The organism is Methylobacterium sp. 2A (genome assembly GCF_009806555.1).
Classification (GTDB): domain Bacteria; phylum Pseudomonadota; class Alphaproteobacteria; order Rhizobiales; family Beijerinckiaceae; genus Methylobacterium.
Map to the genome: position 1 here is coordinate 24443 of NZ_VUOK01000051.1, position 22714 is coordinate 47156.

Here is a 22714-nt window from a genome sequence, read left to right on the forward strand (position 1 = left end):
CATGTAACATGCAAGAAGGCGGGTTGAAGTCCGTCAAGACGAAGAGGGCAGAACCCTGGACCTTCCCATCTTCGCAACCGGACTCGCCTCACCCCACCAGCGCGAGATCCTGCGTCTCGGTATCCGGAATGACGTCCACCTCGACCTTGAGGCGCTGCTTGCCCGAGCCGCTGACGATGCCGTCGACCGGCGCCACGTCGCCGTAATCCCGGCCGCGCGCCACCACGATGTGGTCGTCCCGCACCGCGACGCCGTTGGTCGGATCGAGGCCCATCCAGCCCGCGCCGCACCAGACCGCCACCCAGGCGTGGCTCGCATCCGCCCCGCGCAGGCGCGGGCGGCCCGGCGGCGGCACCGTGCGCAGGTAGCCGCTGACATAGGCGGCCGGCAGGCCCATGCCCCGCAGGCCCGCGATCATCACGTGGGCGAAATCCTGGCAGACCCCGGCCCGCAGCGCGAAGGATTCGGAAAGCGGCGTGTAGACGTTGGTAGCCCGGGAATCGAAGCGGAAATCCCGGCCGATCCGCAGCATCAGGTCATGGGCCGCCCCGTAGGCGCTGCGGCCGGCGGAAAAGCTCGGCCGCGCGTAATCGGTCACCTCGGGCAGCAGCGGAACCCGGCCGCTCGGATACAGGAAATGCACCGGCGCCCGGCCGCCGAGGTCGCGGCCCGCCACCACCGCGTCGCGGACCTGCTCCCACGCCGTCCCGGATTCCGGCGGCGGCGGCTCGGGGCGCTCGACCCGCACGGTGGACAGCGCCTCGACGCTGAACGTGGTGTGGGGCGTCTCCAGGGTGATCGCCAGCGCGTCGATCCCGAAATAGTCGTGCCGCGTCACCGCGGTGGCGGGGCTCGGGTCGATCGTGACGGCGCTCGCCAGCACGCTCTGGCCCTCGCCGTCCTGCGGCTTGAGCCGGAGGGTGCAGCGGGCGAAGCGCACCGGCCGGCCGTAGCGGTAGGTCGTGCGATGGCGCAGCGTGTAGATCACGCGAGGCCTGTCAGTTTTTCCGGGCGCAGGGCGTTCGGCCCGGCGGGGAAGTAGCGCGCCGCGATCCCGTCGGCGAGGCGTTCGAGGTCGGTCTCCAGGGTGGTGAGGCGGACGGCATCGAAATCGGCCGCCTCGCCGCTGCGCAGGTCGGCCAGGATGCGGGTCGCGAGGCGGTGATGCGGCTCCGGGATGCCGTCGGCGGCGAGCGCCGGCAGGTCGGCGAGGTGCCGGGTGATCGCCTCCGCCTGGAAGGCGATCGAGCGCGGGTTGTAGGGGTCGAGCAGCACCATGTCGCGCACGGGATCGAGGGAGGCCCCCTGCAGGTAGCGGCGGCCGTAGCTGATCTGCGAATCGCAGAGCGACAGCATCACCCCGAGGCAGCCCGGCGTCGCCTCGTCGTTGGCGAAGGCCAGCGCGAAGGTGCAGGTGTTGATCGCCCGCTCGATCCGCCGTCCGAGCTCGACGAAGTGCCAGCCCTCCGCCCGGCTCATGTTCTCGTGGGTGAGGCCGGAGAGCGCCGCGAGCTGGCTCAGAGCCCGCTCGGCGCGGCCCGTGAGCTGGGATTCGGTCAGCGCCCGGTCGGTGTCGAGGGAGAGGAGCTCGCTGAGATCCGCCAGCACCCGCCAGACCTCGCCGGAGAGGCGGGCGCGCAGGGCGGCGGCGTTGCGGCGGGCCGATCCGATATGGGCCCAGGCCGAGCCCGGCCGCTCGCGCCCGGAGAGCGCCTCCTGGGCGAGGCGGGCGGTGGGCAGGTCGGCCGCGCCGATCGCGGCCCATTCGTGCAGGAGACCGCGCAAAGCCAGGGCGGCCGGCGTGTCGAGGGCGCCCGAGATGTCGGTGCCGACCGCGTCGCCGACGCTGCGCAGGTGGGCCAGCACCAGCCGGATCACCGCCTCGGCGCGCTCCAGGTAGCGGCCGAGCCAGAACAGGCCGTCGGCCGCCCGGGCGGGGAGGTGGCCGCCGACCCGCCGCACCCGTGGCGCCGCGTGCGAGCCGATCAGGGGCGCGGCGATCGGCTTTTCCGAGAGCACCCAGACATCCGCCGAGCGGATGCCGAGCCGCAGCTCGATCGGATCGACGTCCTCGCGCTCCGAGACCCGGCAGAAGCCCCCGGGCATGACCTGCCAGCCGAGGGGCGTGCGCGTGGCGAAGACGCGGACCACGAAGGGGCGGGGCACCAGGGTGAGCCCGTCCGGGCCGCGCTCCCAGCCCGGCATGGTCGAGAGCGGCGCGGCCTCCTGGGCGACGTAGTCGAACGGCCGGTCGCGCAGGGCCGCCACGACCCGCGCCCGCTCCGCCGCCAGGGCCGGACCCGCCAGGATCGCGTCGCGCCCGGCCCCGCGCTGGGGCGTGGCGGCCGGGCGCAGGGTCAGGCTGTCGAGATTGGCCTGGGCATACGCCAAACCCTCGAGGTCGCCGCACCACCATGTCCGCGGATGGCCGAGCCGCAGGGGCTCGCCCAGCACCCGGCGGGCGATGCCATCGAGATAGGGGGCGAGCGCCGCCGACTCGACGAGCCCCGAGCCCGGCATGTTGGTCACCACCAGGGAGCCGTTGCGCAGGGCCTCCAGGATGCCGGGGACGCCGAGCCGGGAGGCCGGGTTCAACTCCAGGGGGTCGAGGAAGTCGGCATCGATCCGCCGCCACAGGGCGTCGGCGCGCTTCAGGCCCGAGACGGTGCGGACATGCAGGCGCCCGTCCTGCATGACGAGGTCGTCGCCCTCCACCAGCATCAGGCCGAGATAGCGGGCGAGCGCCGCCTGCTCGACATAGGTGCTGCTGTAGGGGCCGGAGGTCAGCAGGCAGATCCGCGGGTCGATCCGCTCGGCCCCCAGCGTCAGCCCGTCGCGAAAGGCCTGGAAGAAGGCCGGCAGGCGCTCGACGTTCAGGTCCTGGAAGAACTCCGGGAAGGTCCGGGCCAGGACCATGCGGTTCTCCAGCGCCCAGCCGAGGCCCGAGGGCGCCTGCGTCCGGTCGGCCAGGACCTGCCAGCGCCCGTCCGGCCCCCGGCCCAGATCGGCGGCGTAGAGCTTCAGGTAATGGCCGCCGGGGGGCACGACCCCGTGGAGCGGGTGCAGGAATTCGGGCGTGCCGGCCACGATCGCGGCGGGGAGCAGGCCCTCCGCGACCAGCCGTCCATCCCCGTAGACGTCGGCGAGGATCGCCTCCATCAGCTCCGCGCGCTGGACGATGCCGGCGCTCAGCGCCTCCCACTCGGCGCCCTCGATCACCAGGGGCAGGCAGCCGAGCGGCCAGGGATGCTCGCGCTGGTCGCCGGCGATGCGGAACGAGATACCCGCGTCCCGGATGTGCCGCTCCGCCGCGACGAACCGGGCCATGATCTCCGGCTCGGTGAGGCCGCCGAGATGGTCGAGGAGGCGCGGCCAGGCCCCGCGGGGCTGGCCGTCGGGACCCAGGAACTCGTCCGGCCGGCCCGGGGCCGGGCGGTAATCCGCGGCCCAACGAGCGACGCGCGCCCGCGGATCCTCCGCCGGCTCGGTCCGGGCGAGGCTCTCCGCGAGCGCCGCCTCCATCACGACCCCCCGGTCATTGCGGGGCCGGCGTGCGCAGGTCGAGGGTCAGCGGGAATTCCGCGCTCGATTCCGGCCGGGGCATCTCGACCCGGCCCGGGGTGTGGCCGTGCGGCTGGAACCGGGCGAGGCGCCGCCCCTCGGCCTCGTAGGCGTTGACCGGATGGGTCTCGTAGTTGCGGCCGCCCGGATGGGCGACGTGGTAGCGGCAGCCGCCGAGCGAGCGCCCGCTCCAGGCATCGAGGATGTCGAAGGTCAGCGGTGCGTGGGCGGGGATGGTCGGGTGCAGCGAGGAGGCCGGCTGCCACGCCTTGAAGCGCAGGCCCGCCACGGCCTCGCCGCCGCGGCCGGTTCCGGTCATGGGCAGGCGTCGGCCGTTGCAGGCGATGACGTGCCGCTCGGGCACGAAGCCCTCGACCCTGATCTGCAGCCGCTCGACCGAGCTGTCGACGAAGCGCACGGTGCCCCCGCTGGTCCCTTCCTCGCCCATCACGTGCCAGGGCTCCAGCGCCTGGCGCAGCTCCATCCGGACCCCGCCCTGCTCGACCGTGCCGAAGACGGGGAACCGGAACAGGGCCTGCGCCTCGAAGGCGACCGGGTCGAAAGCGTAGCCCGCCGTCCGGAGATCCTCCAGCACCCCGAGGAAGTCGGACCAGAGGAAATGCGGGAGCATGAAGCGATCGTGGAGGTTCGTGCCCCAGCGGACACAACTCCCGGTCTGCGGCTCGCGCCACAGCCAGGCCACGAGGGCGCGGAGCAGGAGTTGCTGCGCGAGGCTCATCCGCGCGTCCGGCGGCATCTCGAAGGCCCTGAATTCCAGGAGGCCGAGGCGCCCGGTCGGGCCGTCCGGCGAGTAGAGCTTGTCGATGCAGATCTCGGCCCGGTGAGTGTTGCCGGTGACGTCCACGAGGATGTTGCGGAAGATCCGGTCGACCAGCCAGCGCGGGATGTTGGGCGCGTCGGGGGCCGGCACCTGGGCCAGCGCGATCTCCAGCTCGTAGAGCCCGTCGTGGCGGGCCTCGTCCATGCGCGGCGCCTGGCTCGTCGGCCCGATGTAGAGGCCCGAGAACAGGTACGAGAGCGCCGGGTGGCGCTGCCAGTAGAGCACGAGGCTCTTCAGCAGGTCGGGCCGGCGCAGGAACGGGGAATCGTCCGGCGTGACGCCGCCCATCACGACGTGGTTGCCGCCGCCGGTGCCGGTGTGGCGGCCGTCGACCATGAACTTCTCCGCGCCGAGCCGGGTCTGGCGGGCCTCGGCGTAGAGGTCGGTGGTGATGGCAACCGCCTCCCGCCAGGAGGCGGCCGGGTGGACGTTCACCTCGATCACGCCCGGGTCGGGCGTCACCTTGATCACGCCGATCCGCGGATCGTAGGGCGGCTCGTAGCCCTCGATCTGGATCGGCAGGTTCAGCTCCGCGGCGGCCGCCTCGAGATGCCCGGCGAGTTCGAGATACTCGTCGGCGCGCTGCACCGGCGGCATGAACACCCGCACCACCCCGTCCCGGGGCTCGATCGACAGCGCCGTGCGCACCGCGACGCCGGCGATCCCCGCGCCGTTGGCGGTTTTCGCGCCGGGATGCCCGTCGGGGAGGGCGGCGCGGGGCTCCAGGGGATCCTGCGGCTGGTAGTAGGGGTAGTGCTCCGGCGGCACGTAGGGCAGGGACGACAGGGGCAGGCGGAAACCCACCGGCGAGTCCCCCGGCACCAGGAAGGCGGCCCCGCGGCGGAAATCCCACCTCTCCGAGATCCAGACCCGATCGCTATCGCCGGCCTTGCCGGTGGGCAGGCTCGCCAGCGGCAGGACGTAGCCCGCCGCCTCACCCAGGCCCCGCGCGTAGACGCGCCTGATCCGGGCGTCGAACTCCACCGAGCCGGACCGGGCCGCTGCGGGCGTGACGTTGACCGGCAGCGCGGCGACCTTCTTCTCCCAGAGCTCGCCGTCCTCGAAGGCCGGGAAGACGAAGTCGGAAAGGCCGAGGCGGCGGGCCAGCGCGTCGGCGAGCGCCTTCGCCTGCGTGATGGTGGCCTGCGCGGTGGCGGCTTGGCCCTCCTGGCCCGCGACCACCTCCGGCGCGATCAGATCCGGGTTCCGCCAGATCGGCTTGCCGTCCTTGCGCCAGTAGAGTGCGAAGGCCCAGCGGGGCAGGCTCTCGCCGGGATACCACTTGCCCTGGCCGTAATGGAGCAGGCCGCCCGGCCCGAACCGGTCGCGCAGGCGCCGGATCAGCTGGTCGGCGAGGCTGCGCTTGGTCGGGCCGACCGCGGCGATGTTCCATTCCGGCGATTCGAAATCGTCCACCGACACGAAGGTCGGCTCGCCGCCCATGGTGAGCCGCACGTCCTGCGCCACGAGGTCGGCATCGACCCGCTCACCCAGCGCGTCCATGGCGGCCCAGACCGTATCGGAGAACGGCTTGGTGATCCGCGGCGTCTCGGCGACCCGGGTGATCGTCATCTGGAAGTCGAACTCGGTCTTGGCCGGCTCCATCGCCCCGGAGATCGGCGCGGCCGAGCGGTAATGCGGCGTGGCGGCCAGCGGGATGTGGCCCTCGCCGGTGAGCAGGCCCGAGGTCGCGTCCAGGCCGACCCAGCCGGCGCCCGGCAGGTAAACCTCGGCCCAGGCGTGCAGGTCGGTGAAGTCCGCAGACGCGCCGGTGGGGCCGTCCACCGCGGTCGTGTCGGGCACGAGCTGGATCAGGTAGCCGGAGACGAACCGGGCCGCGAAGCCGATCCGGCGCAGCACCTGCACGAACAGCCACGCGGAATCCCGGCACGATCCGCTCTTGAGCCGCAGGGTCTCGGCGGGGGTCTGGACGCCGGGCTCCATGCGGACGCCATAGGCGGTCTCCCGGGCGATCTGGGCGTTCAGGGCCACCAGGAACTGGACGGTGCTGGGCTCCTCGGGGAGCCGCGCGAGCAGCGCCTCCATCTCGGGGCCCTCCGCATCGACGGGGGTGCGGTAGGGGGCCAGCTCCTCGGCGAGGTCTGGGTCGTACGCGAAGGGCCGAACCTGCGCGTAATCCTCCACGAAGAAATCGAACGGGTTGATCACCGCCATGTCGGCGGTGAGGTCGACCTCGATCTTCAATTCGTCGGTCTTTTCCGGGAAGACGAGGCGGGCGAGCCAGTTGCCGCTCGGATCCTGCTGCCAGTTCAGGAAGTGGTTGGCGGGCGTCACCGTCAGCGCGTAGGCCGGGACCTTGGTGCGCGCGTGCGGGGCCGGGCGCAGGCGGATCACCTGAGGGCCCAGGCTGATCGGCCGGTCGTAGCGATAATGCGTGACGTGGTGCAGGGCGGCTTTGATCGACACGATGGCTCCGTCGAAAGAATCGAACGCGGTTCTCGATGCCGGTCCCGGGCGCCGGACCCCACCGCGCCGTTATGCGCTATAGACCGGCCGACAAGCAATTTCCGTGCGGCGGCTCGGGCTTCTGGCAGGAACTTTGCCACGCGGCCCCGCTTGACCGGCAGATGGGCCGGATGCCGGCCCGGGGCGGCCCGATGAAGATCTTCCAGTGCCAGGCCTGCGACCAGCCGGTCACCTTCGAGGCGACCGCCTGCGAGAGCTGCGCCCGGCGCCTCGGCTACGTGTGCAAGGTCCACGAGGTCTCGGCCCTGGAGCCGCAGGGGCTCTCGGCGCACCCGCGCATGGGCGGCGCGCAGGTGTTCCACGCCTATGCGGATCCCGGCGGCCGCTACCGCCTGTGCAACAACGCCCTCTCGGAGGCCTGCAACTGGCTGGTGCCGGAGGACAGCCCGGACATCTTCTGCACCGCCTGCCGCCACAACCGGGTGGTTCCGGACCTGTCGCAGGGCTGGAACCTGACCCGCTGGCGCCAGATCGAGGCCGCCAAGCACCGGCTGTTCTACTCGCTGCTGCGCCTGGAACTGCCGCTCGCCACCCGCGCCCAGTATACGGACGGGCTGGCCTTCGACTTCCTGGTCGACCCCGCCGAGAGCTTTTCCGGCGGGCCGCCGGTGCTGACGGGCCATATCAACGGCCTGATCACCATGAACATCGCCGAGGCCGACGATGTCGAGCGGGAGCGCCGCCGGATCCTGTTCGGCGAGCATTACCGCACCCTGCTCGGCCATTTCCGGCACGAGATCGGGCATTATTTCTGGTATCTGCTGGTGCTGAACAGCCCCACTTGGGAGCCCTTCCGGGCTTTGTTCGGCGACGAGCGCCACAACTACGTCCAGGCCCTGCAGGACCATTACGCCAAGGGGGCGCCGTCCGACTGGGACGAATCCTACGTCTCGGCCTACGCCACCGCCCATCCCTGGGAGGATTTCGCCGAGACCTTCGCGCATTACCTGCACATCGTCGACACGGTGGAGACCGCCTCGACCTTCGAGCTGCATGTCCGCCCGCGCCTGCGTCAGGGTGCCCAGGCGCCGACGGTGATCGATTTCGACCCCTACAACACCCTCGACCTCGACCGGCTGATCGCCGCGTGGCTGCCGCTGACCTACGCGATCAACTCGCTGTCCCACAGCATGGGCCAGCCGGCGCTCTACCCGTTCAAGCTGACGCCCACGGTGATCGCCAAGCTCGCCTTCGTGCACGAGCGGATCTACGCGTCGCGCACCGGCACCCTGCCGGATGCCGGCGAGGCGGGGGCCGAGATGCTGCGCGCGGTGATCATGGGCCTGCGCCAGAAGGTGGCGGCGCCGACGGTGTGAGGACAGTTTTACCGGCGCGGGAGCGGTTTCAGGGTAATGAACCGGGCCGTCCGCGACGGGTCGCCGTCATCGATCTGCCAGACGGTTCTGACCTGCGGGTCCAGCCCAATCAATGCTGCGAGCGGCCCCTCGAAGTAGAGCTTGATGGCCTCATAGCCGGGACGGACGCCCCGGAAATTCGCCCGGCAACAGTGCCTGTGTAGCGCGTCCCTGAGGTCATTCGGGTTGTTCGGCGTGAAGCCGAATGCCGCGAGGAAGCGGCATTTCGCGGCGCCGTCCTTGTGATCCGGATTGAGCAGATAAGCCGTTATCTTGGCGGGGGCGATGAGAAAGCGGGATGGCCAGTCCGCTTCACCCAGGGTCACCTGACCGCCCGTTCGACGAGGCGCACCGCAGCGGCCTCGACCGTCGCCAGCGTGTCGACGGGCTCCGTAAACTCGACCTCGAACGCCGCGCCGTCGGCATAGACCGCGACCACGGTTCCCGTCGCGCCAACCGGCACCGTCAGGTCGTCGTCGCCCGTTACGGCCTGGAGAACCCGCACCCGATCGAGTTCGCGGACCGGACCGTCCGTCTCAACCCCGACGGGCGGCACCGGCGTTTTCGGAAGCTGGGCTCGCATGGCGCACACGATAATCCTCTGTCTCTCAATCGCAACGCAGACCCTTGCCCCTCACGTCCGCCCATGCCGCTCCGCGAAGGCGCGGAACGCCGCGAGCGTCTCGGCGCTGACATGGTGCTCGATCCCCTCGGCATCCCGCCGGGCCGTCTCGGAACTCACCCCCAGCGCGCAGAGGAAGCGCTCGACGATCCGATGGCGCTCCCGGGCCTGGGCGGCAAGCCGGCGGCCGGACTCGGTCAGGAACACGCCGCGATAGGGCCGCTGCTGGACGAACCCGTCCTCGCACAGGCGCTTCAGCATCTTGGCGACGGTCGGCTGCGCCACGCCGAGGCGCGCCGCGATGTCCACCTGCCGCGCCTCGCCGCCGTCGCCGATCAGGTCGTCGATCAGCTCGACGTAATCCTCGACGAGCTCGGAGCGCCGGGCCTCGCGGGCCTGACGAAAACTCTCGACGTGGCGCTCGGGATCGACCAGCGCGGTCTCGGGCGCGCCCTGCTCGGACGGTTCCTGCATGGGCTCTCCCTCTCGGCACGCATGCGCCGCCTCGCCCCTGTCTAGCAAAAACCCGCACCGGCAGGGGAGTCCCGCAGACGCGATACGAGCCCCTTGAATCTGACGGCCGCAGCCCTGAATATAGCCTACGCTATATCTTTGAGGAGAGGGTTCGCATGGTGGCGCCGAACGCCGCGACCGCCCCGGTTCGCGCCGCGCCGGGGGCGATGAGCCGGCGGACCGAGGGCGCGATCCGCGACGTCCTCGACGGGCGCCGGGGCGGCCGCGGCCGGTTCCTGCTGTTCGTAGGCCCCGCCGTGACGGCGTCGATCGCCTACATGGACCCCGGCAACTTCGCGACCAACATCCAGGCCGGCGCCCGCTACGGCTACGGCCTGCTCTGGGTGGTGCTGCTCGCCAACCTCACCGCGATGCTGTTCCAGGCGCTCTCGGCCAAGCTCGGGATCGTGACCGGAAAAAACCTCGCCGAGCATTGCCGGGACGCGACGAGCCGCCCGGTGCGCCTCGCCCTGTGGGGCATCAGCGAGATCGCCGCCATGGCGACCGACCTCGCGGAGTTCCTGGGTGGCGCCATCGGCCTGTCGCTGCTCACCGGCATGCCGCTGATGGCCGGCATGGCGGTCACGGCCATCATCACCTACGCGTTTCTCCTTTTGGAGCACGAGGGTTTCCGGCCGCTGGAGATCGCCATCGGCGCGATGGTCGGCACGATCGGCCTCTGCTACGCGGTCGAGCTGCTGGTGGCGCCGGTGGCCTGGGGCGCGGCGGCCAAAGGCCTCGTCACCCCAAACATTCCGGACGCGGAGGCGCTGACCATCGCGGTGGGGATCATCGGCGCCACCGTGATGCCGCACGCGCTGTTCCTGCATTCGGGCCTGACCCAGGGGCGGGGCAATCCCCGGACCGAAGCCGACCGGCGCCTGCTGGTGCGCTACTCGAATCGCGAGGTGGTGGTGGCTTTGCTGCTCGCGGGCCTCGTCAACATGGCGATGGTGATCATGGCGGCGGCGGCCTTCCATCTCGGCCACAGCGAAGTGGCCGAGATCGGCGAGGCCTACCGGACCCTGACGCCGCTGCTCGGGCCCGCCGCGGGGGCGGCCTTCCTGGTCTCGCTGCTCGCCTCCGGCATCTCCTCCTCGGTGGTGGGGACGCTCGCCGGGCAGATGGTGATGCAGGGCTTCACCGGCTGGCGCATCCCGCTGCTCGTGCGCCGGCTCGTGACCATGCTGCCGGCCTTCGTGGTGGTGGCGATCGGCATCGACCCGACCCGGGCGCTGGTCCTGTCGCAGGTGGTGCTGTCGCTCGCCCTGCCGGTGCCGATGGTGGCGCTCGTGGTGTTCACCCGGCGCCGGAGCGTGATGGGGCCGTTCGCCAACGGTCCGCTCACCCAGGTGGCAGCCGTGGCGGGGGCGGTGGTGGTGTTGGGGCTCAACGCAGTGCTGCTGGCGGCGGCCTTCGGGGTGCCGGTGCCGGGGTTGGGGTGAGCCCGGCTTTCCGGCATCGTCACGGCCACGTGGGCCGGCGATCGCCAGTCGAACACCGGCGCCGGCCCGTAAGCATGACCCTCGCGGAAGATCTCCATCCGTGCTACGAGAGTCGCGTCATGAGAGCAGGCAAGTTCAAAGTCAGCTATCCGGCTTCTACACAGCTCGCGTTGCTGGCGAATGCCGAGAAAGCAGCGTTGACGCGCCTGTTCTCAAGCGATGAGATCGAACAGCCGGAAACGACAAAGCCAATCAGCGGTGGCCGATTCGTATCCCGCCTCGGAAGCAAGCGCGTGCTTTGGCAGCGACAATCCGCCGACAGCCAGCCGGAGATCCTCTCGATCGTCGACCATTCGTTCGCTCAAGCCTGAATGAGCAGCTTCGAGAGAATCAAGTTCGACTTGCGGCATGCTGACACCGAATTGATCTCTTTCAAGGCGTGGCTCGCCACCGCAAGCTTCGTTGGCGAGACCGTGATTGTCGCCGAGATCAAGAAACGGCGGCACATGGCGTGCCTGTTGGCGTCGACGTTGGGCCTGCCGGCTCCGGATATGATCAAGTTCGAACTCGCGCTGAAAGGGATGTTCCGCACCGATTTGGTTCTGGGCAATGACGGCCAGCGCCGGTTCGGGCTCGTCGAATTCGAGGATGCGGAAGCGACGAGCATCTTCAGGAGGGGGACCGTCCAGTACCGTTTCTGGTCGCCCCGGATCGGGCATGGCTTCAGTCAGATCCTCGACTGGGCTTGGGTCCGGTCCGACCATCCGAACGATTCGGTCCTACTCGCCGGCTTCGGCGGCCCGATCACGACCAGCGCGTACGCCGTCATCTGCGGACGCGATGCGAGCCTCGCCGATGATGTGGAACGCAAACGATTCAAGCATCGGCGCGATCACCTCAAGGTAGAAGGTCAGCCGGCTCTCGTACTGACCTATGATGAGATGGTGCGCAGCATGGAGGACAACCTCGCAGCGGCGAAGACTTGGTCGTGACGACGGCATAGCGCGAACGAGCCGCGGCCGGATCAGGGGTCTCCCATGCCGGTGGGGACAGACATTCTCCGCGAGCAGAGCCCGTCGGCAGCGTCCCGCTCACGTCGCCCGCACCACCACCTCCACCAGATTGGCGCCCCCCGACCGGATCCCCGCCTCGATCGCCGGGGCGATGTCGGCGGCGGCCGTCACCCGCCGGGCCGGGACCCCCATCGAGGCGGCCAAGGCCAAAAAGTCGATCCGCGGGTCGGTGAGGTCCATGGCGATGAAGCGGTTGGCGCGCACCGAGGCGTAGTGCGCCTGGCCCTTCATGAAGGTCTTGAGGATGTTGTACTCGGCGTTGTTGATCACCACGAAGGTGACCGGCAGCTTTTCGTGCGCGGCCGTCCACAGGGCCTGCGGCGAGTATAGCGCGGCGCCGTCGCCAACGACGCAGACCACGGGCGCGCGGTCGAGGCCCAAGGAAAATCCGACCGCGGCCGGCATGCCCCAGCCGAGCACGCCGCCGCGCATCGCCGCGTATTGGTGGGCCGAGGGGCTGTCGAGGAAGGTGCGCAGGTGGGTCAGCGTCGCCGGCGCCTCGTCCACGATGGTGGTCTCGGCCCCGACCGCGCGGGCCACCTCCCGGGCGGCGACCAGCGGCGCGATCACCGGATCCGCGAAGGCCGCATCCGCTGCGGCGGCGAGCTTCGCCCGGCGCTCGGCCCGGGCGGTCACCGCCTGCGCGCGCAAGCCCGCGAAGGCGTCGGCCCGGTCGGCGAGGCGGGGCCTGAGCAGCGGCAACAGGGCATCGAGCGAGGCGCGGATGTCACCCACCGTCGACAGGCAGGTGGCGTAGGTCCGCCCGAGGTCGCGCACGTCGGCCGAGAGCTGGAACACCTGCACCCCCGGCGGCACCGCCGAGACCTCCGAGTAGAGCACGGTGATCAGCGACTTGCCGCCGAGCGCGAACACCGCGTCGTAGCGCCCGAGGATCTCCGCGATGGCATCCGCCCGGGTCGGCAGGTTGCCGGCCCAGAGCGGGTGGGCGGTGGGGAAGGGGATGTGGGCCGGCCAGGACGAGCCGTAGACGGGCGCCGCCAGGAGGTCGGCGAGCGCCACCATCTGCGCCGAGGCGTCGGAGGCGTCGATCTCGTCGCCCGCGATCAGGGCGAGGCGGCCCGGCGCGATCGCGGCGAGCTTTTCGGCCAACCGGTCGAGGGATCCGGCCACCGCCCGCTGGTCGATGGTCGAGGTCTCGCCCGCCGGGACCGTGCTCATCGCCTCCATCACGTCCATGGGCAGGGACAGGAAGACCGGGCCGGAGGGAGCCGCCCCGGCATCGTGAAAGGCCCGGCGCAGCAGGATCGGGATCTGGTCGGGGCTCGTCACCTCGCGCGCCCATTTCATCACCGGATCGGCGATGGCCACGAGGTCGCCCATCAGCAGCGGGTCGGTGAGCGCGTGGCGCAGATCCTGCTGCCCGGCGGTGACCACGAGCGGCGTGCCCGAGACCTGGGAGTTCACCAGCCCGCCCATGGCGTGGCCGAGGCCGCCGGCCGTGTGCAGGTTGAGGAAGGCGGGCCGCCGCGCGCCCTGCGCGTAGCCGTCCGCCATGGCGACCGCAGTCGCCTCTTGCAGGGCGAGGATGTAGGCGATGTCCGGCGCCTCGGTGAGCGCGTCGATGAGCGGCAATTCGGTGGTGCCGGGATTGCCGAAGATGTAGCGCACGCCCTCCGAGCGCAGCACCTCCACCAGGAGGTCGGCGCCCCGGCGACGGCTCGTCGCTTCCACAGTCTCGATCGCCATGTACGCCCCCGCAGAATCGGACGCGAGGCTAGACCACGCGCGCTTCGGAGCAAGCCTCGGAACCGGACCCGACGCCGGGGAACCCGCCCTTAACCTGCGTCAAGGGCCCGGGCACGCGGCTCTTGGTCGGCTGGCGCACCTCCTGGTCGTAGATAGCAATGGCCCATGAACCGGGGGGTTCGGATAGGCGATCGATCGCGCGGCTGAGAGGCCGCCTGACGCGATCCGTCGGAAGGACGCCATGGACCAGCGGACGCCGCCGGATCTGAGCCGCGATGCCGAAGCCGCGGCGCGCGCGGTGTCCCTGTCGGCGGCGCACCGCGCCGGCGCCCAGGATCGCGACGGCGGATTTCCGAGCGCCGATATCGCCGACCTCGCCCGGCTGGGCCTGCTCGCCGCGCCGGTGCCGGTCGCGCTCGGTGGGGCGGGTCTCGGCGAGGAGCCCGGCGCCGGCACGCTCGCCGAGGTGCTGCGCCTCATCGGTTCCGGCAGCCTCGCGCTCGGGCGGCTCCTGGGGGCGACGTTGTTCGCGCTCGTCCTGCTGCGCGGCGCCTGGGGCTCGCCAATCTCCCGCGCCGCCCGGTGCATCCGGGCCGCCTGGGTCGCGCCGCGGTGGCGGCTCCGGAAGGACGGCGTGCCGGCGCGGATGACCGGGCGCACCTGAGACGGCTGTCGGGGCAGGCCGCCGCGGATCCGGAAGCCTGGATCTTCGATGGCGGTTTCGCCCTGCGCTGTCCCAGCCCTGTGCCAAGCGTCGGGCTCCTCCGGCGCGACTTCGCGGCCGATCGCGCCGGGGCACCAGCCCGCGGCGTTGACTGCGTCGGGGCGGGGCCGTCCGGGTGCTTGTGGCCCGCACCGTGAGCGGCTTCTTGTGCCCGGGCCAAACCGGCGCTCCGGCGGGACGTTTGGCTCCTCACGCGGGGGACAGGCCTCCAGGCCCTGAAGTGTCGGGTCGGCCGGCCGCGGCCTTCCCGGCGTGTCGCCGAGCGGCCCGGCTCATCGCGCGAGCATCGCACGGATGCGGTCGGCCAGGACATCGACCGCGAAGGGCTTGGTCAGCACGGCCATTCCCGGATCGAGATGACCGTCGCCGAGCACGGCGGCCTCCGCGAATCCGGTGATGAACAGCACCTTCAGGTCCGGCCGGCCGACCCGCGCCGCATCCGCCAACTGGCGCCCGTTCAGGCCGCCGGGCAAGCCGACATCCGTCACCAGGAGGTCGACCCACGCGTCCGACTGCAGCACCCGCAGCCCGCCCGCCCCGTCCACGGCCTCCAAAGCCAGATAGCCGAGGTCGCTCAGCACGTCGGTCACCAGCATGCGAACCGTCGGCTCGTCGTCCACGATCAGCACGGTCTCGCCCGCCTCGGCCCGGGCCATCGGGCGCTTCGTCGGGGCCGGCCCCTCCGCCTCCACCTCGCCCCGGTGCTGCGGCAGGTAGATGCACACGGTCGTGCCGGCGCCGACCGCGGAGGTGATCCGGACCTGGCCGCCGGACTGCTTGGCGAACCCGTAGATCATCGACAGGCCGAGGCCCGTGCCTTCGCCCATCGGCTTCGTGGTGAAGAACGGGTCGAAGGCCCGGGCGACGACGTCCGGGGGCATGCCGGTGCCGGTGTCGGACACGCACAAGGACAGGTACTGGCCCTCCGGCATGTCCTGCGCCGCAGCCTGCCGACGGTCGATCCAGCGGTTTTCCGTCTCGATGGTGATCCGGCCGCCGTCCGGCATCGCGTCCCGCGCGTTGATGCACAGGTTCAGGAGGGCGTTTTCGAGCTGGGACGGGTCCGCCAGCGCGGGCCAGAGGCCCTCCGCGCCGCGATGCCGGATCTCCACGCCCGGCCCGACCGTGCGCTGGATCAGGTCGAGCATCCCATCCACCAGCCGGTTCGCGTCGATGGCCCTGGGCGCCAGCGTCTGGCGGCGTGAGAAGGCGAGCAGCCGGTGGGTCAGGGCCGCAGCCCGCTTCGCGGCCCCCTGGGCGGCGGCGATGTACTTGCCCACATCCTTGACCCGCCCCTGGCCGACACGGGTCTCGATCAGCTCCAGCGAGCCCGAGATGCCCGCCAGCAGGTTGTTGAAGTCGTGCGCCAGCCCGCCGGTGAGTTGGCCGACCGCCTCCATCTTCTGCGATTGGCGCAGCGCCTCCTCCATGCGCGTGCGTTCCTCGCCGGCCTGCCGGAGGCGGTCGGCCGCTTCCTGGAGGTCGCGCGTCCGTTCCTCGACCCGGGCTTCCAACGTGGCGTTGAGCTGATGGATCTCGTCCTGCGTGCGGCGTTGCCGGTATGCGGCGAAGGCCAGCAGCGCCGTGGCGAACAGGCCGCCGCCGCAGACGAGCCAGATCTCCGGAAGCGTCGAGGCCCGCTTCGGGGAGAGGCGCTGCTCGAAGAGGGCGGTCCAGGTGCGACCGCCGAGTTCGAGGCTGACCTCCCGTTTCAGGTGGCCGGGCGCGACGGTGGAAGCCCCGGCGGACCGGTGCAGCAGGGTCGCCGGGTCCGGTGCGCCGTCGTAGATGGCGAAGGCGGCGTCCTGCTCGGCCTCGGCCGCCACGATGGTGCCGAACAGGTCGTCGGCGCGGAACGCGCCGAAGACGAAGCCGAGGAATCGCAGGCGCCGGTCGTCGACGTCCGGGGGCACGACGCCGCCGGCATAGACCGGCACGGCGACCAGGAAGCCGGCCTGCTTGTTCGCGTCGATCTCCTGCACGAGCTGGATGCGCGCAGAGGCGGCCGGCAGGCCGGTGTCGCGGGCGCGCTCGACCATGTCGCGCCGGACCGGGTCGGACATCACGTCGTACCCGATGGCGGCCAGATTGCGCGGGTTCGGCGGCTCGGCGAACAGGACCGGGCTGATCGCCGGGTTGTCCGTCGGCGGCCGCACGCGGACATTCGCCACGCCCAGCGCCTCGGCCCGCGCGGGAAACCGCTCCCGCTCGGAGGCCGGCAGGGTCGGCGTGAAGCCGATGCCGAGGATGCCGGGATACAGGCTCTGGAACTCAATCCGCCGCACATACGCTCGGAACTCGGCCAGCGTGACGGTATCGCCCTGGGCGGCGAACAGGCCGGCGCCGCCGCGCAGGAGGGCGGTGTAGGTGCGGAACTGATCCTCGACCGTGCGCAGCTCGATCTCGGTGGCGTGCTCGAAGGTCAGGCGGTCGCGCAGATGCGCCGCCCGCCATGTCAGTGCGGTGCCCACCGCCGTCGCGAGCAGGCCCGCGGCCAGGATCGCGGGCGGTATCCGACGGGCCGCTTTCGCCGCCTGCGACTTTGTCGGGTCCGTGCTCTCGACACGACCCTGCGGCTGGGAAGAACGATACAAGGCGCGACCGGATGGAAGAGCGGTCCGTTTTCCGGACCGGCAGGGACATGCGAGCGCATGATGGCGTCACGGGGGCCATTCGGCGCTCCGCCGCACGAGGCGGGGCGGGAGCCGTCGGGAAACCGGACCTTCAGGGCGCGCGGCAATCCATGGCCGCCGTTGCCTCGATCACGCTGAGCGCGCGCCGGCGCACTTCCAGCGACACGGCCGGGCTGTCCGAAACCGTCGCGGCCTCGCGCCTCAGCGTCGCGTCGCAGGCGCACGAGCTGTATCCGGCCGAATCGTAGCAGGCGTCGTGGTGCATGCACGCGGCGTCGAGCGCGTCGGTCGGCGGCAGGCCCTCGCCGCGCTGGCCCTTTCCGCAATAGTTGCCGTGGAACAGCTCCGTGCCGGCGATGACCCGGCCGAGGTCGCCCTTCGGCGGTGCCGGGGCCTCGGCCCTGCCATTGGGGTTCAGGTCGTTGGCCGGGCCGCCGGCCTTCGATCCCGACGCGCGGAGCGCCTTCGGAATGCCGGAGCGCTCACCGGCCTCGTTCAGGGGCTCTCCCGCCCGTCCGTTCGGGTCCGAGATGTCCGGCAGCGGCGGGGGTGGCCCCGGGCGGGGCTCCTCCACCTCGACGGTCGCGGCCGGCGCCTCCTGCACGCCCTGCGCCTTGGACGGGTGCGGACAAGCCGCGAGCAGCAGCCCCAGCACGGCGAGGAGAGACGGTCTCACGGATGGCCCCCGGATCAGCGCCCCTCAACGCGAAGCCCGGTTTTTCCGTTCCGGCTCCCGTCCCGCCACGGTTACGAGGACCTTGCCGCCCCGGGGCGCGTCCCTCCCGCACCGTCTCATGCCCGTGCCGGGCCGCTTCCCCCGGGATCGCGCGACAGCCGCCCCGCCCTGCGGGCAAGCGGGGCCCCGATCGACCGCGCGCTCCGTACCGCCTCATCCCGGGCCCGCACATCTAGGCCTGGTTCCGATAGGAGGCCGGCGTTATCTGAAGGCGCGTGCGGAAGACGTGCGTCATGTGGCTCTGGTCGGAGAAGCCGCAATTGGCCGCGATCACCTTGATCGGGAGGTTCGTGCGGGCCAATTGATGCTTGGCGCGCAGGATCCGTCGCTGCATCACGTAGGCGTGCGGTGAGCACCCGAATTCGCTGCGGAACTTGCGCGTGAAGTGAAACACGCTCAGCCGGATGACGCCGGCCAGGTCCGCCAGGGTGATCGCCTTGTCGAGATTGTCCTCGACGTAGCGCACCACCAGCCGTCTTTGCGACAGGGACAGGCCGCCAGGGGCCGTCGACGCCCGGAACTGCACCTCGGTGTAGTGACGCAGGAGATGGATGCAGGCGCAGTGGCGGATGGAATCGACGTAGAGGGAACTGCCGATCCCGCGCTGGCGCGTCTCCTGCGCCAGAGCCATCACCAGCCCCGCGAGCACGGGATCGTCCGCCCGCAGCACGTCGCGGAGGTTCACCGCGGCGATCTCGCGCTCGAACAGGTCCGATGCCGCCGCCTTGAGGAGCGAGGGCGAGAGATAGAGGTGAAGGACCTCCGTCGGCTCCGTCCAGCGCCAGTGCGAACGGATCTCGTGGCTCAGGAAGGAGATGCTGCCCGGCGCCACGAGGTCGTTGCGCCAATCGCCCGCGCAGCGGCGATGCATCGGCGTGGCTCCGTCCATGTAGACGACGACGAGCAGATCCTGGAGCGGCGGGATGGGCACGTCCGAGGGCGCATAGCGGTAGCCGCGGACGCGTATCTTGTCCCAATTCAGCGTCGCGCTGTCGACGGTCACCTCGCCGGGTACCCAGATCGGTAATTCGTCGGGTGTGATCAGCGTGCTCATGGGATCCGCGTCGAAGCTCCGGAACGGGAGCGCTCGCCGCCGAAGTGGAGGCCGGCTCGGCGCGCGAGAGCGCATCGAAACAAGGGCTCAGGGCGGTGAACGACGGCAACGCGACCGGGCACGGCCCCAGACGGCGACACATCGCTCCTTCCAGCGGTCGCCTGGGATGACGACACGAAGAGAATCACGCTTTTTGTTTCCAGGCTCGGCGCTGGCGTGACGCCGTTCGCTGAAATATATTGCCGTACGCTATCGTGCAAGCCACCTCCGGCGGCGGTCTGCGACCGTGCCGGCCGAACCGGCGCCGCCATCCCGACCGGGGTTTGACGACGGGGCGGACAGCAAGACCAGACAACACGCCGCCGCCGCGCGTCCAAGACCGCGACACCGCATCGGTGCCTACATGGCGTTGCGGTTCCATGGGCCGCGATTCCGTGGGCCGCTTGGGGAGGTCATCGCCGCCGGAACGAGGACATGCGCGGCCAAGTGTCCGCCGTCAGCGGTCCCGTTCCAATGGGCCGTTCCGACAAGTCGACGCGCGTCCATACGACCAAACATCTCAAAAAATACGATCAGGGAGAAAACGATGTCTGACGTGATCCGTCCCACGGAATCGGGCCGTGCGACCGGGGCGACCTTGACCCTGGACGCGATGATCATCGGCACCGGCGTGGCGGGCTTGTACGAACTGCATCTCCTGCGGCAGCAGGGCCTGTCCGTGATGGCCTTCGACACCGCCTCGGATGTCGGCGGGACATGGTACTGGAATCGTTATCCGGGCGCCCGCTTCGATTCGGAATCCTATATCTATCAATATTTATTCTCAGAAGATCTATACAAAGGCTGGAGCTGGAGCGAGAAGTTTCCCGGCCAGCCGGAAATCGAACGGTGGATGCACTACGTCGTCGACCGGCTCGACCTGCGCAAGGACATACGCTTCGACACCACGGTCACGGAGGCGCGCTTCGACGAGGCGATCGGCCGGTGGCGCGTGAAGACCGACCGGGGCGACGTGATCGACACCCGCTACCTGATCACCTGCTGCGGGATGTTGTCGGCTCCGCTGGCCTCGCTGTTTCCCGGCCAGGAGGACTTCGAGGGGACGCTGTTCCATACGGCACGCTGGCCCAAGACTCCCGTCGACCTCTCCGGCAAGCGCGTCGGCGTCGTCGGCATCGGCGCCACCGGCATCCAGGTGATCCAGACCATCGCCGATCAGGTCGGCCATCTCACGGTCTTTGCACGCACGCCGCAATACACGCTGCCGATGAAGAACCCGGCCTACGGGCCCGCCGAGCAGGACGCCTACAAGGCGCGCTTCCGGGCGTTGGCGGAGCGGCTTCCAAACACCGTCACCGGTTTCGAACACGAGTACGAGAACGGCGCTTGGGCCGACCGGACCCCGGAGGAGCGGCAGGCGATCATCGATGAGACCTGGCGGGACGGTTCGCTCAAACTCTGGCTGGCCTCCTTCGCGGAGATTTTCACCGACGCGGAGGCCAGTGAGGCGGTGTCGGAATTCGTGCGCGCGAAGATGCGCGAGCGGCTGAAGGACCCCCGTCTCTGCGAGATCCTGATCCCCTCGGATTACGGCTTCGGAACGCACCGCGTACCGCTGGAGCGCGGCTTCCTCGAGGTGTTCCACCGGCCGAACGTCACGCTCGTCGGCCTGCGGCAGACCCCGATCGCCGCCATCACACCGAAGGGGATCCGACTCGCGGACGGAACCGAGCACGCGCTCGACGTGATCATCCTGGCGACCGGCTTCGATGCCGGGACCGGGGCGTTGACGCGGATCGACATCCGCGGTCGTGACGGCCGCTCCCTCAAGGAGGAGTGGTCACGGGACATCCGCACCACCATGGGCCTTCAGGTCCACGGCTACCCCAACCTCTTCATGACCGGCGCGCCCCTCGCGCCCTCGGCGGCCCTCTGCAACATGACGACCTGCCTGCAGCAGCAGGCGGAATGGATCAGCGACTGCATCGCCCACATGCGGTCCAGGGACGTTCAGGTGATCGAGGCGACGAAGGCGGCACAGGACGGGTGGGTCGCGCATCACGACGCCCTCGCCGAGGCCACGCTCGTGGCGAAGACCCAATCCTGGTATACGGGCTCGAACGTCCCCGGCAAGCCGCGCAGGCTCCTGTCCTATATCGGCGGCGTCGGCACCTACCGGCAGAAATGCACGGCCGTGGCGGAGCACGGCTATCCTGGCTTCACCTTCCGCTGAACCCGCGCGATCGATCCGGACCGTCGATGGATACGGGGCACGACCCGCGATGCCGTGCCCCCGCTCTTCAGCATCATGGGAAACAGGACATGACAGGGATTTCGACATCGGACGGCATGCGCGATTCGCTCGACGCGATCCTGCGAAACGCCGTCGCGGGCGCCGCGAAGGTGCCGGGGGTTGTCGCGATGGCGACGGACCGGCGCCAGACGTTCTACGCGGGGGCGGCCGGCCGCAGCCGCATCGACGGCGACGCCCCGATGACCACCGACGCGGTCTTCGCGATCTTCTCGACGACCAAGGCGATCACCGCCACGGCGGCGCTCCAGCTCGTCGAGGAGGGACGGCTCGACCTCGACGCGCCGGCCTCGACCTATGCCCCCGACCTCGGGCGGATCCAGGTTCTCGACGGCTTCGATGCCGCCGGCGAGCCGCGGCTGAGGGCGCCCAAGCGTGCCGTCACCACGCGGATGCTGCTGCTTCACACCGCCGGCTTCGGCTACGATTTCTTCAATCACAGCTATGCGCGTCTGGCCAAGGAGCGGGGGCAGCCGAGCGTCGTCGCCGGCACGAAGGCTTCGTTGATGACGCCACTGCTGTTCGACCCGGGCGACCGCTGGGAATACGGCAGCAATCTCGATTGGTGTGGGCAGGTCATCGAAGGCATCACGGGGCGCCGCCTCGGCGAGGTGCTGCAGGCCCGCATCTTCGAGCCCCTCGGCATGCGCGAAACCAGCTTCACGCTGACCGACCCCATGCGCCGGCGCCTCGCCGGCATGCATGCCCGCAATCCCGACGGCACCCTGACCGCGATGGATTTCGAATTCCCGCCGGAACCCGAGATCCAGATGGGCGGCCACGGCCTCTACAGCACGGTCGGGGACTACATCCGGTTCATCCGGATGTGGCTGAACGACGGAGAGGGCGAGGACGGCCGCATCCTCCAGCCGGAGACGGTGCGACGAGCCGCGCAGAACCATCTGCAGGGCCAGGCCGTGACGATGCTGCCCGGCGTGATTCCCACGCTCGCGAACGATGCGGAGTTCTTCCCCGGACAAAAGAAATCCTGGGGCCTCAGCTTCATGATCAACGACGAGGATGCGCCGACGGGACGGCCAGCCGGCTCGCTCGGCTGGGCGGGTCTCGCCAATCTCTTCTACTGGATCGACCGCCGGAACGGCATCGGCGGCTTCTGGGCGACCCAGATTCTGCCGTTCGGAGATCCGTCCTCGTTCGGCAGCTATCTCGCCTTCGAGACGGCGATCTATCGCAGCCTGTAGAGCCACCCCGCTGCCTTCTCCGAAATTCCCGCACGGGATCCTGAAGGCAGCGCCGGTTCATGCCTCGGGGGCGGAGGATCGCCATGCGGGCATGCCGTCAGCGTGCACCCGGCCAGCCGGACGGTGTGGCCCGCTATCGTTGAACGGATACCGGTCGACGGTGAGGCGGACTCACGGGTTTTGCAGCGTGGCGGCAGTGATGCGATGGGGCGAACCCGAAGGGTTTTGCCATGTCCGCTGCCGGATCTCTCCGCGAGGACTTTGCTGCCGACGATCTTCGGCGACGGGCCCGGGCGAGCCGGGACACCAGCCAGAGCCGCCGGCTTCTGGCGCCGGCTGCGGTCTACGACGGCGGAAGCCGTACCCAGGCGGCGCGGATCGGCGCGCTGGGCCTGCGAACGGTGCGCGACTGGGCGCTGGTCTTCAACGCAAGAGGGCCCGGGACGTCAT

General features: G+C 70.4%; 16 protein-coding genes and 2 pseudogenes. 8 read left to right on the forward strand and 10 right to left on the reverse strand.

Features of this window, described 5'->3' with window-relative positions; all coding sequences use genetic code 11:
• Window positions 1-88: 88 nt before the first annotated feature.
• From FVE89_RS22640 to FVE89_RS22650, 3 genes are read right to left on the reverse strand one after another with little or no spacing between them, the layout of a single operon-like run.
• Window positions 89-988, reverse strand: a complete 900-nt coding sequence (locus FVE89_RS22640) for a transglutaminase family protein (protein WP_160536526.1) — start codon at window positions 986-988, stop codon at window positions 89-91.
• Window positions 985-3522 carry a circularly permuted type 2 ATP-grasp protein gene (locus FVE89_RS22645; protein WP_160536527.1) on the reverse strand — a complete coding sequence of 846 codons (2538 nt, stop codon included), beginning with the start codon at window positions 3520-3522 and terminating at the stop codon, window positions 985-987. The genes FVE89_RS22640 and FVE89_RS22645 overlap by 4 nt, the downstream gene beginning before the upstream one ends.
• A 13-nt stretch (window positions 3523-3535) precedes the next feature.
• Entirely contained in the window at window positions 3536-6829 is a 3294-nt protein-coding gene (locus FVE89_RS22650; protein WP_160536528.1) for a transglutaminase family protein, read from the reverse strand.
• A gap of 191 nt (window positions 6830-7020) precedes the next feature.
• Between FVE89_RS22650 and FVE89_RS22655 the strand changes: the two genes are divergently transcribed.
• Entirely contained in the window at window positions 7021-8205 is a 1185-nt protein-coding gene (locus FVE89_RS22655; RefSeq protein WP_160536560.1) for a putative zinc-binding peptidase, read from the forward strand.
• An 8-nt stretch (window positions 8206-8213) separates the two neighbouring features.
• On the opposite strand, the gene FVE89_RS22660 is transcribed toward FVE89_RS22655, so the two are convergent.
• From FVE89_RS22660 to mntR, 3 genes are read right to left on the reverse strand one after another with little or no spacing between them, the layout of a single operon-like run.
• Window positions 8214-8570 carry a DUF6883 domain-containing protein gene (locus tag FVE89_RS22660; protein ID WP_160536529.1) on the reverse strand — a complete coding sequence of 119 codons (357 nt, stop codon included), beginning with the start codon at window positions 8568-8570 and terminating at the stop codon, window positions 8214-8216.
• A complete protein-coding gene (locus FVE89_RS22665) occupies window positions 8567-8827 on the reverse strand; it encodes a DUF4926 domain-containing protein (protein WP_160536530.1) in 261 nt (86 codons plus the stop codon). The genes FVE89_RS22660 and FVE89_RS22665 overlap by 4 nt, the downstream gene beginning before the upstream one ends.
• Before the next feature lie 51 nt (window positions 8828-8878).
• The gene (gene mntR / locus FVE89_RS22670) at window positions 8879-9340 is read right to left on the reverse strand and encodes a manganese-binding transcriptional regulator MntR (protein WP_160536531.1); all 462 of its coding nucleotides are present in this window, start codon (window positions 9338-9340) and stop codon (window positions 8879-8881) included.
• 155 nt (window positions 9341-9495) lie between these two features.
• Here mntR and FVE89_RS22675 point away from each other — a divergent pair, with 155 nt between their 5' ends.
• The 3 genes from FVE89_RS22675 (at window position 9496) to FVE89_RS22685 (ending at window position 11816) form a co-directional block, all read left to right on the forward strand.
• On the forward strand, window positions 9496-10824 hold the full coding sequence (locus FVE89_RS22675) for an Nramp family divalent metal transporter (protein WP_160536532.1): 1329 nt from the start codon (window positions 9496-9498) through the stop codon (window positions 10822-10824).
• A gap of 119 nt (window positions 10825-10943) precedes the next feature.
• A complete protein-coding gene (locus FVE89_RS22680; RefSeq protein WP_160536533.1) occupies window positions 10944-11195 on the forward strand; it encodes a hypothetical protein in 252 nt (83 codons plus the stop codon).
• Window positions 11196-11816 carry a Shedu anti-phage system protein SduA domain-containing protein gene (locus tag FVE89_RS22685; protein WP_160536534.1) on the forward strand — a complete coding sequence of 207 codons (621 nt, stop codon included), beginning with the start codon at window positions 11196-11198 and terminating at the stop codon, window positions 11814-11816.
• Window positions 11817-11915: 99 nt separating this feature from the next.
• On the opposite strand, the gene FVE89_RS22690 is transcribed toward FVE89_RS22685, so the two are convergent.
• Window positions 11916-13604, reverse strand: coding sequence for a thiamine pyrophosphate-binding protein (locus FVE89_RS22690; RefSeq protein ID WP_160536535.1), 1689 nt, complete (start codon window positions 13602-13604; stop codon window positions 11916-11918).
• A 241-nt stretch (window positions 13605-13845) separates the two neighbouring features.
• On the opposite strand from FVE89_RS22690, the pseudogene FVE89_RS22695 reads away from it, so the two are divergent.
• Window positions 13846-14115: pseudogene (locus FVE89_RS22695) on the forward strand (acyl-CoA dehydrogenase family protein); the annotation flags it as partial.
• 485 nt (window positions 14116-14600) lie between these two features.
• Here FVE89_RS22695 and FVE89_RS22700 read toward each other — a convergent pair.
• The 3 genes from FVE89_RS22700 to FVE89_RS22710 form a co-directional block, all read right to left on the reverse strand.
• A complete protein-coding gene (locus FVE89_RS22700) occupies window positions 14601-16799 on the reverse strand; it encodes a CHASE domain-containing protein (RefSeq protein ID WP_160536536.1) in 2199 nt (732 codons plus the stop codon).
• Window positions 16800-17052: 253 nt separating this feature from the next.
• On the reverse strand, window positions 17053-17637 hold the full coding sequence (locus tag FVE89_RS22705) for a phospholipase A2 family protein (protein WP_160536537.1): 585 nt from the start codon (window positions 17635-17637) through the stop codon (window positions 17053-17055).
• 232 nt (window positions 17638-17869) lie between these two features.
• Window positions 17870-18751, reverse strand: a complete 882-nt coding sequence (locus FVE89_RS22710; protein WP_160536538.1) for an AraC family transcriptional regulator — start codon at window positions 18749-18751, stop codon at window positions 17870-17872.
• Window positions 18752-19337: 586 nt separating this feature from the next.
• Here FVE89_RS22710 and FVE89_RS22715 point away from each other — a divergent pair.
• From FVE89_RS22715 to FVE89_RS30645, 3 genes and pseudogenes are all read left to right on the forward strand, one after another.
• Entirely contained in the window at window positions 19338-20984 is a 1647-nt protein-coding gene (locus tag FVE89_RS22715) for an NAD(P)/FAD-dependent oxidoreductase (RefSeq protein ID WP_160536539.1), read from the forward strand.
• Between the two features lie 116 nt (window positions 20985-21100).
• On the forward strand, window positions 21101-22264 hold the full coding sequence (locus tag FVE89_RS22720; protein WP_160536540.1) for a serine hydrolase domain-containing protein: 1164 nt from the start codon (window positions 21101-21103) through the stop codon (window positions 22262-22264).
• Between the two features lie 230 nt (window positions 22265-22494).
• Window positions 22495-22704: pseudogene (locus FVE89_RS30645) on the forward strand (IS630 family transposase); the annotation flags it as partial.
• Window positions 22705-22714 lie beyond the last annotated feature (10 nt).

Coding starts and splice junctions, on each gene's coding strand:
- FVE89_RS22715 (WP_160536539.1), top strand. CDS start 19,338: ATGTCTGACGTGATCCGTCCCACGGAATCGGGCCGTGCGACCGGGGCG.
- FVE89_RS22720 (WP_160536540.1), top strand. CDS start 21,101: ATGCGCGATTCGCTCGACGCGATCCTGCGAAACGCCGTCGCGGGCGCC.
- FVE89_RS22675 (WP_160536532.1), top strand. CDS start 9,496: ATGGTGGCGCCGAACGCCGCGACCGCCCCGGTTCGCGCCGCGCCGGGG.
- FVE89_RS22655 (WP_160536560.1), top strand. CDS start 7,021: ATGAAGATCTTCCAGTGCCAGGCCTGCGACCAGCCGGTCACCTTCGAG.
- FVE89_RS22645 (WP_160536527.1), bottom strand. CDS start 3,522: ATGGAGGCGGCGCTCGCGGAGAGCCTCGCCCGGACCGAGCCGGCGGAG.
- FVE89_RS22690 (WP_160536535.1), bottom strand. CDS start 13,604: ATGGCGATCGAGACTGTGGAAGCGACGAGCCGTCGCCGGGGCGCCGAC.
- FVE89_RS22685 (WP_160536534.1), top strand. CDS start 11,196: ATGAGCAGCTTCGAGAGAATCAAGTTCGACTTGCGGCATGCTGACACC.
- FVE89_RS22710 (WP_160536538.1), bottom strand. CDS start 18,751: ATGAGCACGCTGATCACACCCGACGAATTACCGATCTGGGTACCCGGC.
- FVE89_RS22665 (WP_160536530.1), bottom strand. CDS start 8,827: ATGCGAGCCCAGCTTCCGAAAACGCCGGTGCCGCCCGTCGGGGTTGAG.
- mntR (WP_160536531.1), bottom strand. CDS start 9,340: ATGCAGGAACCGTCCGAGCAGGGCGCGCCCGAGACCGCGCTGGTCGAT.
- FVE89_RS22680 (WP_160536533.1), top strand. CDS start 10,944: ATGAGAGCAGGCAAGTTCAAAGTCAGCTATCCGGCTTCTACACAGCTC.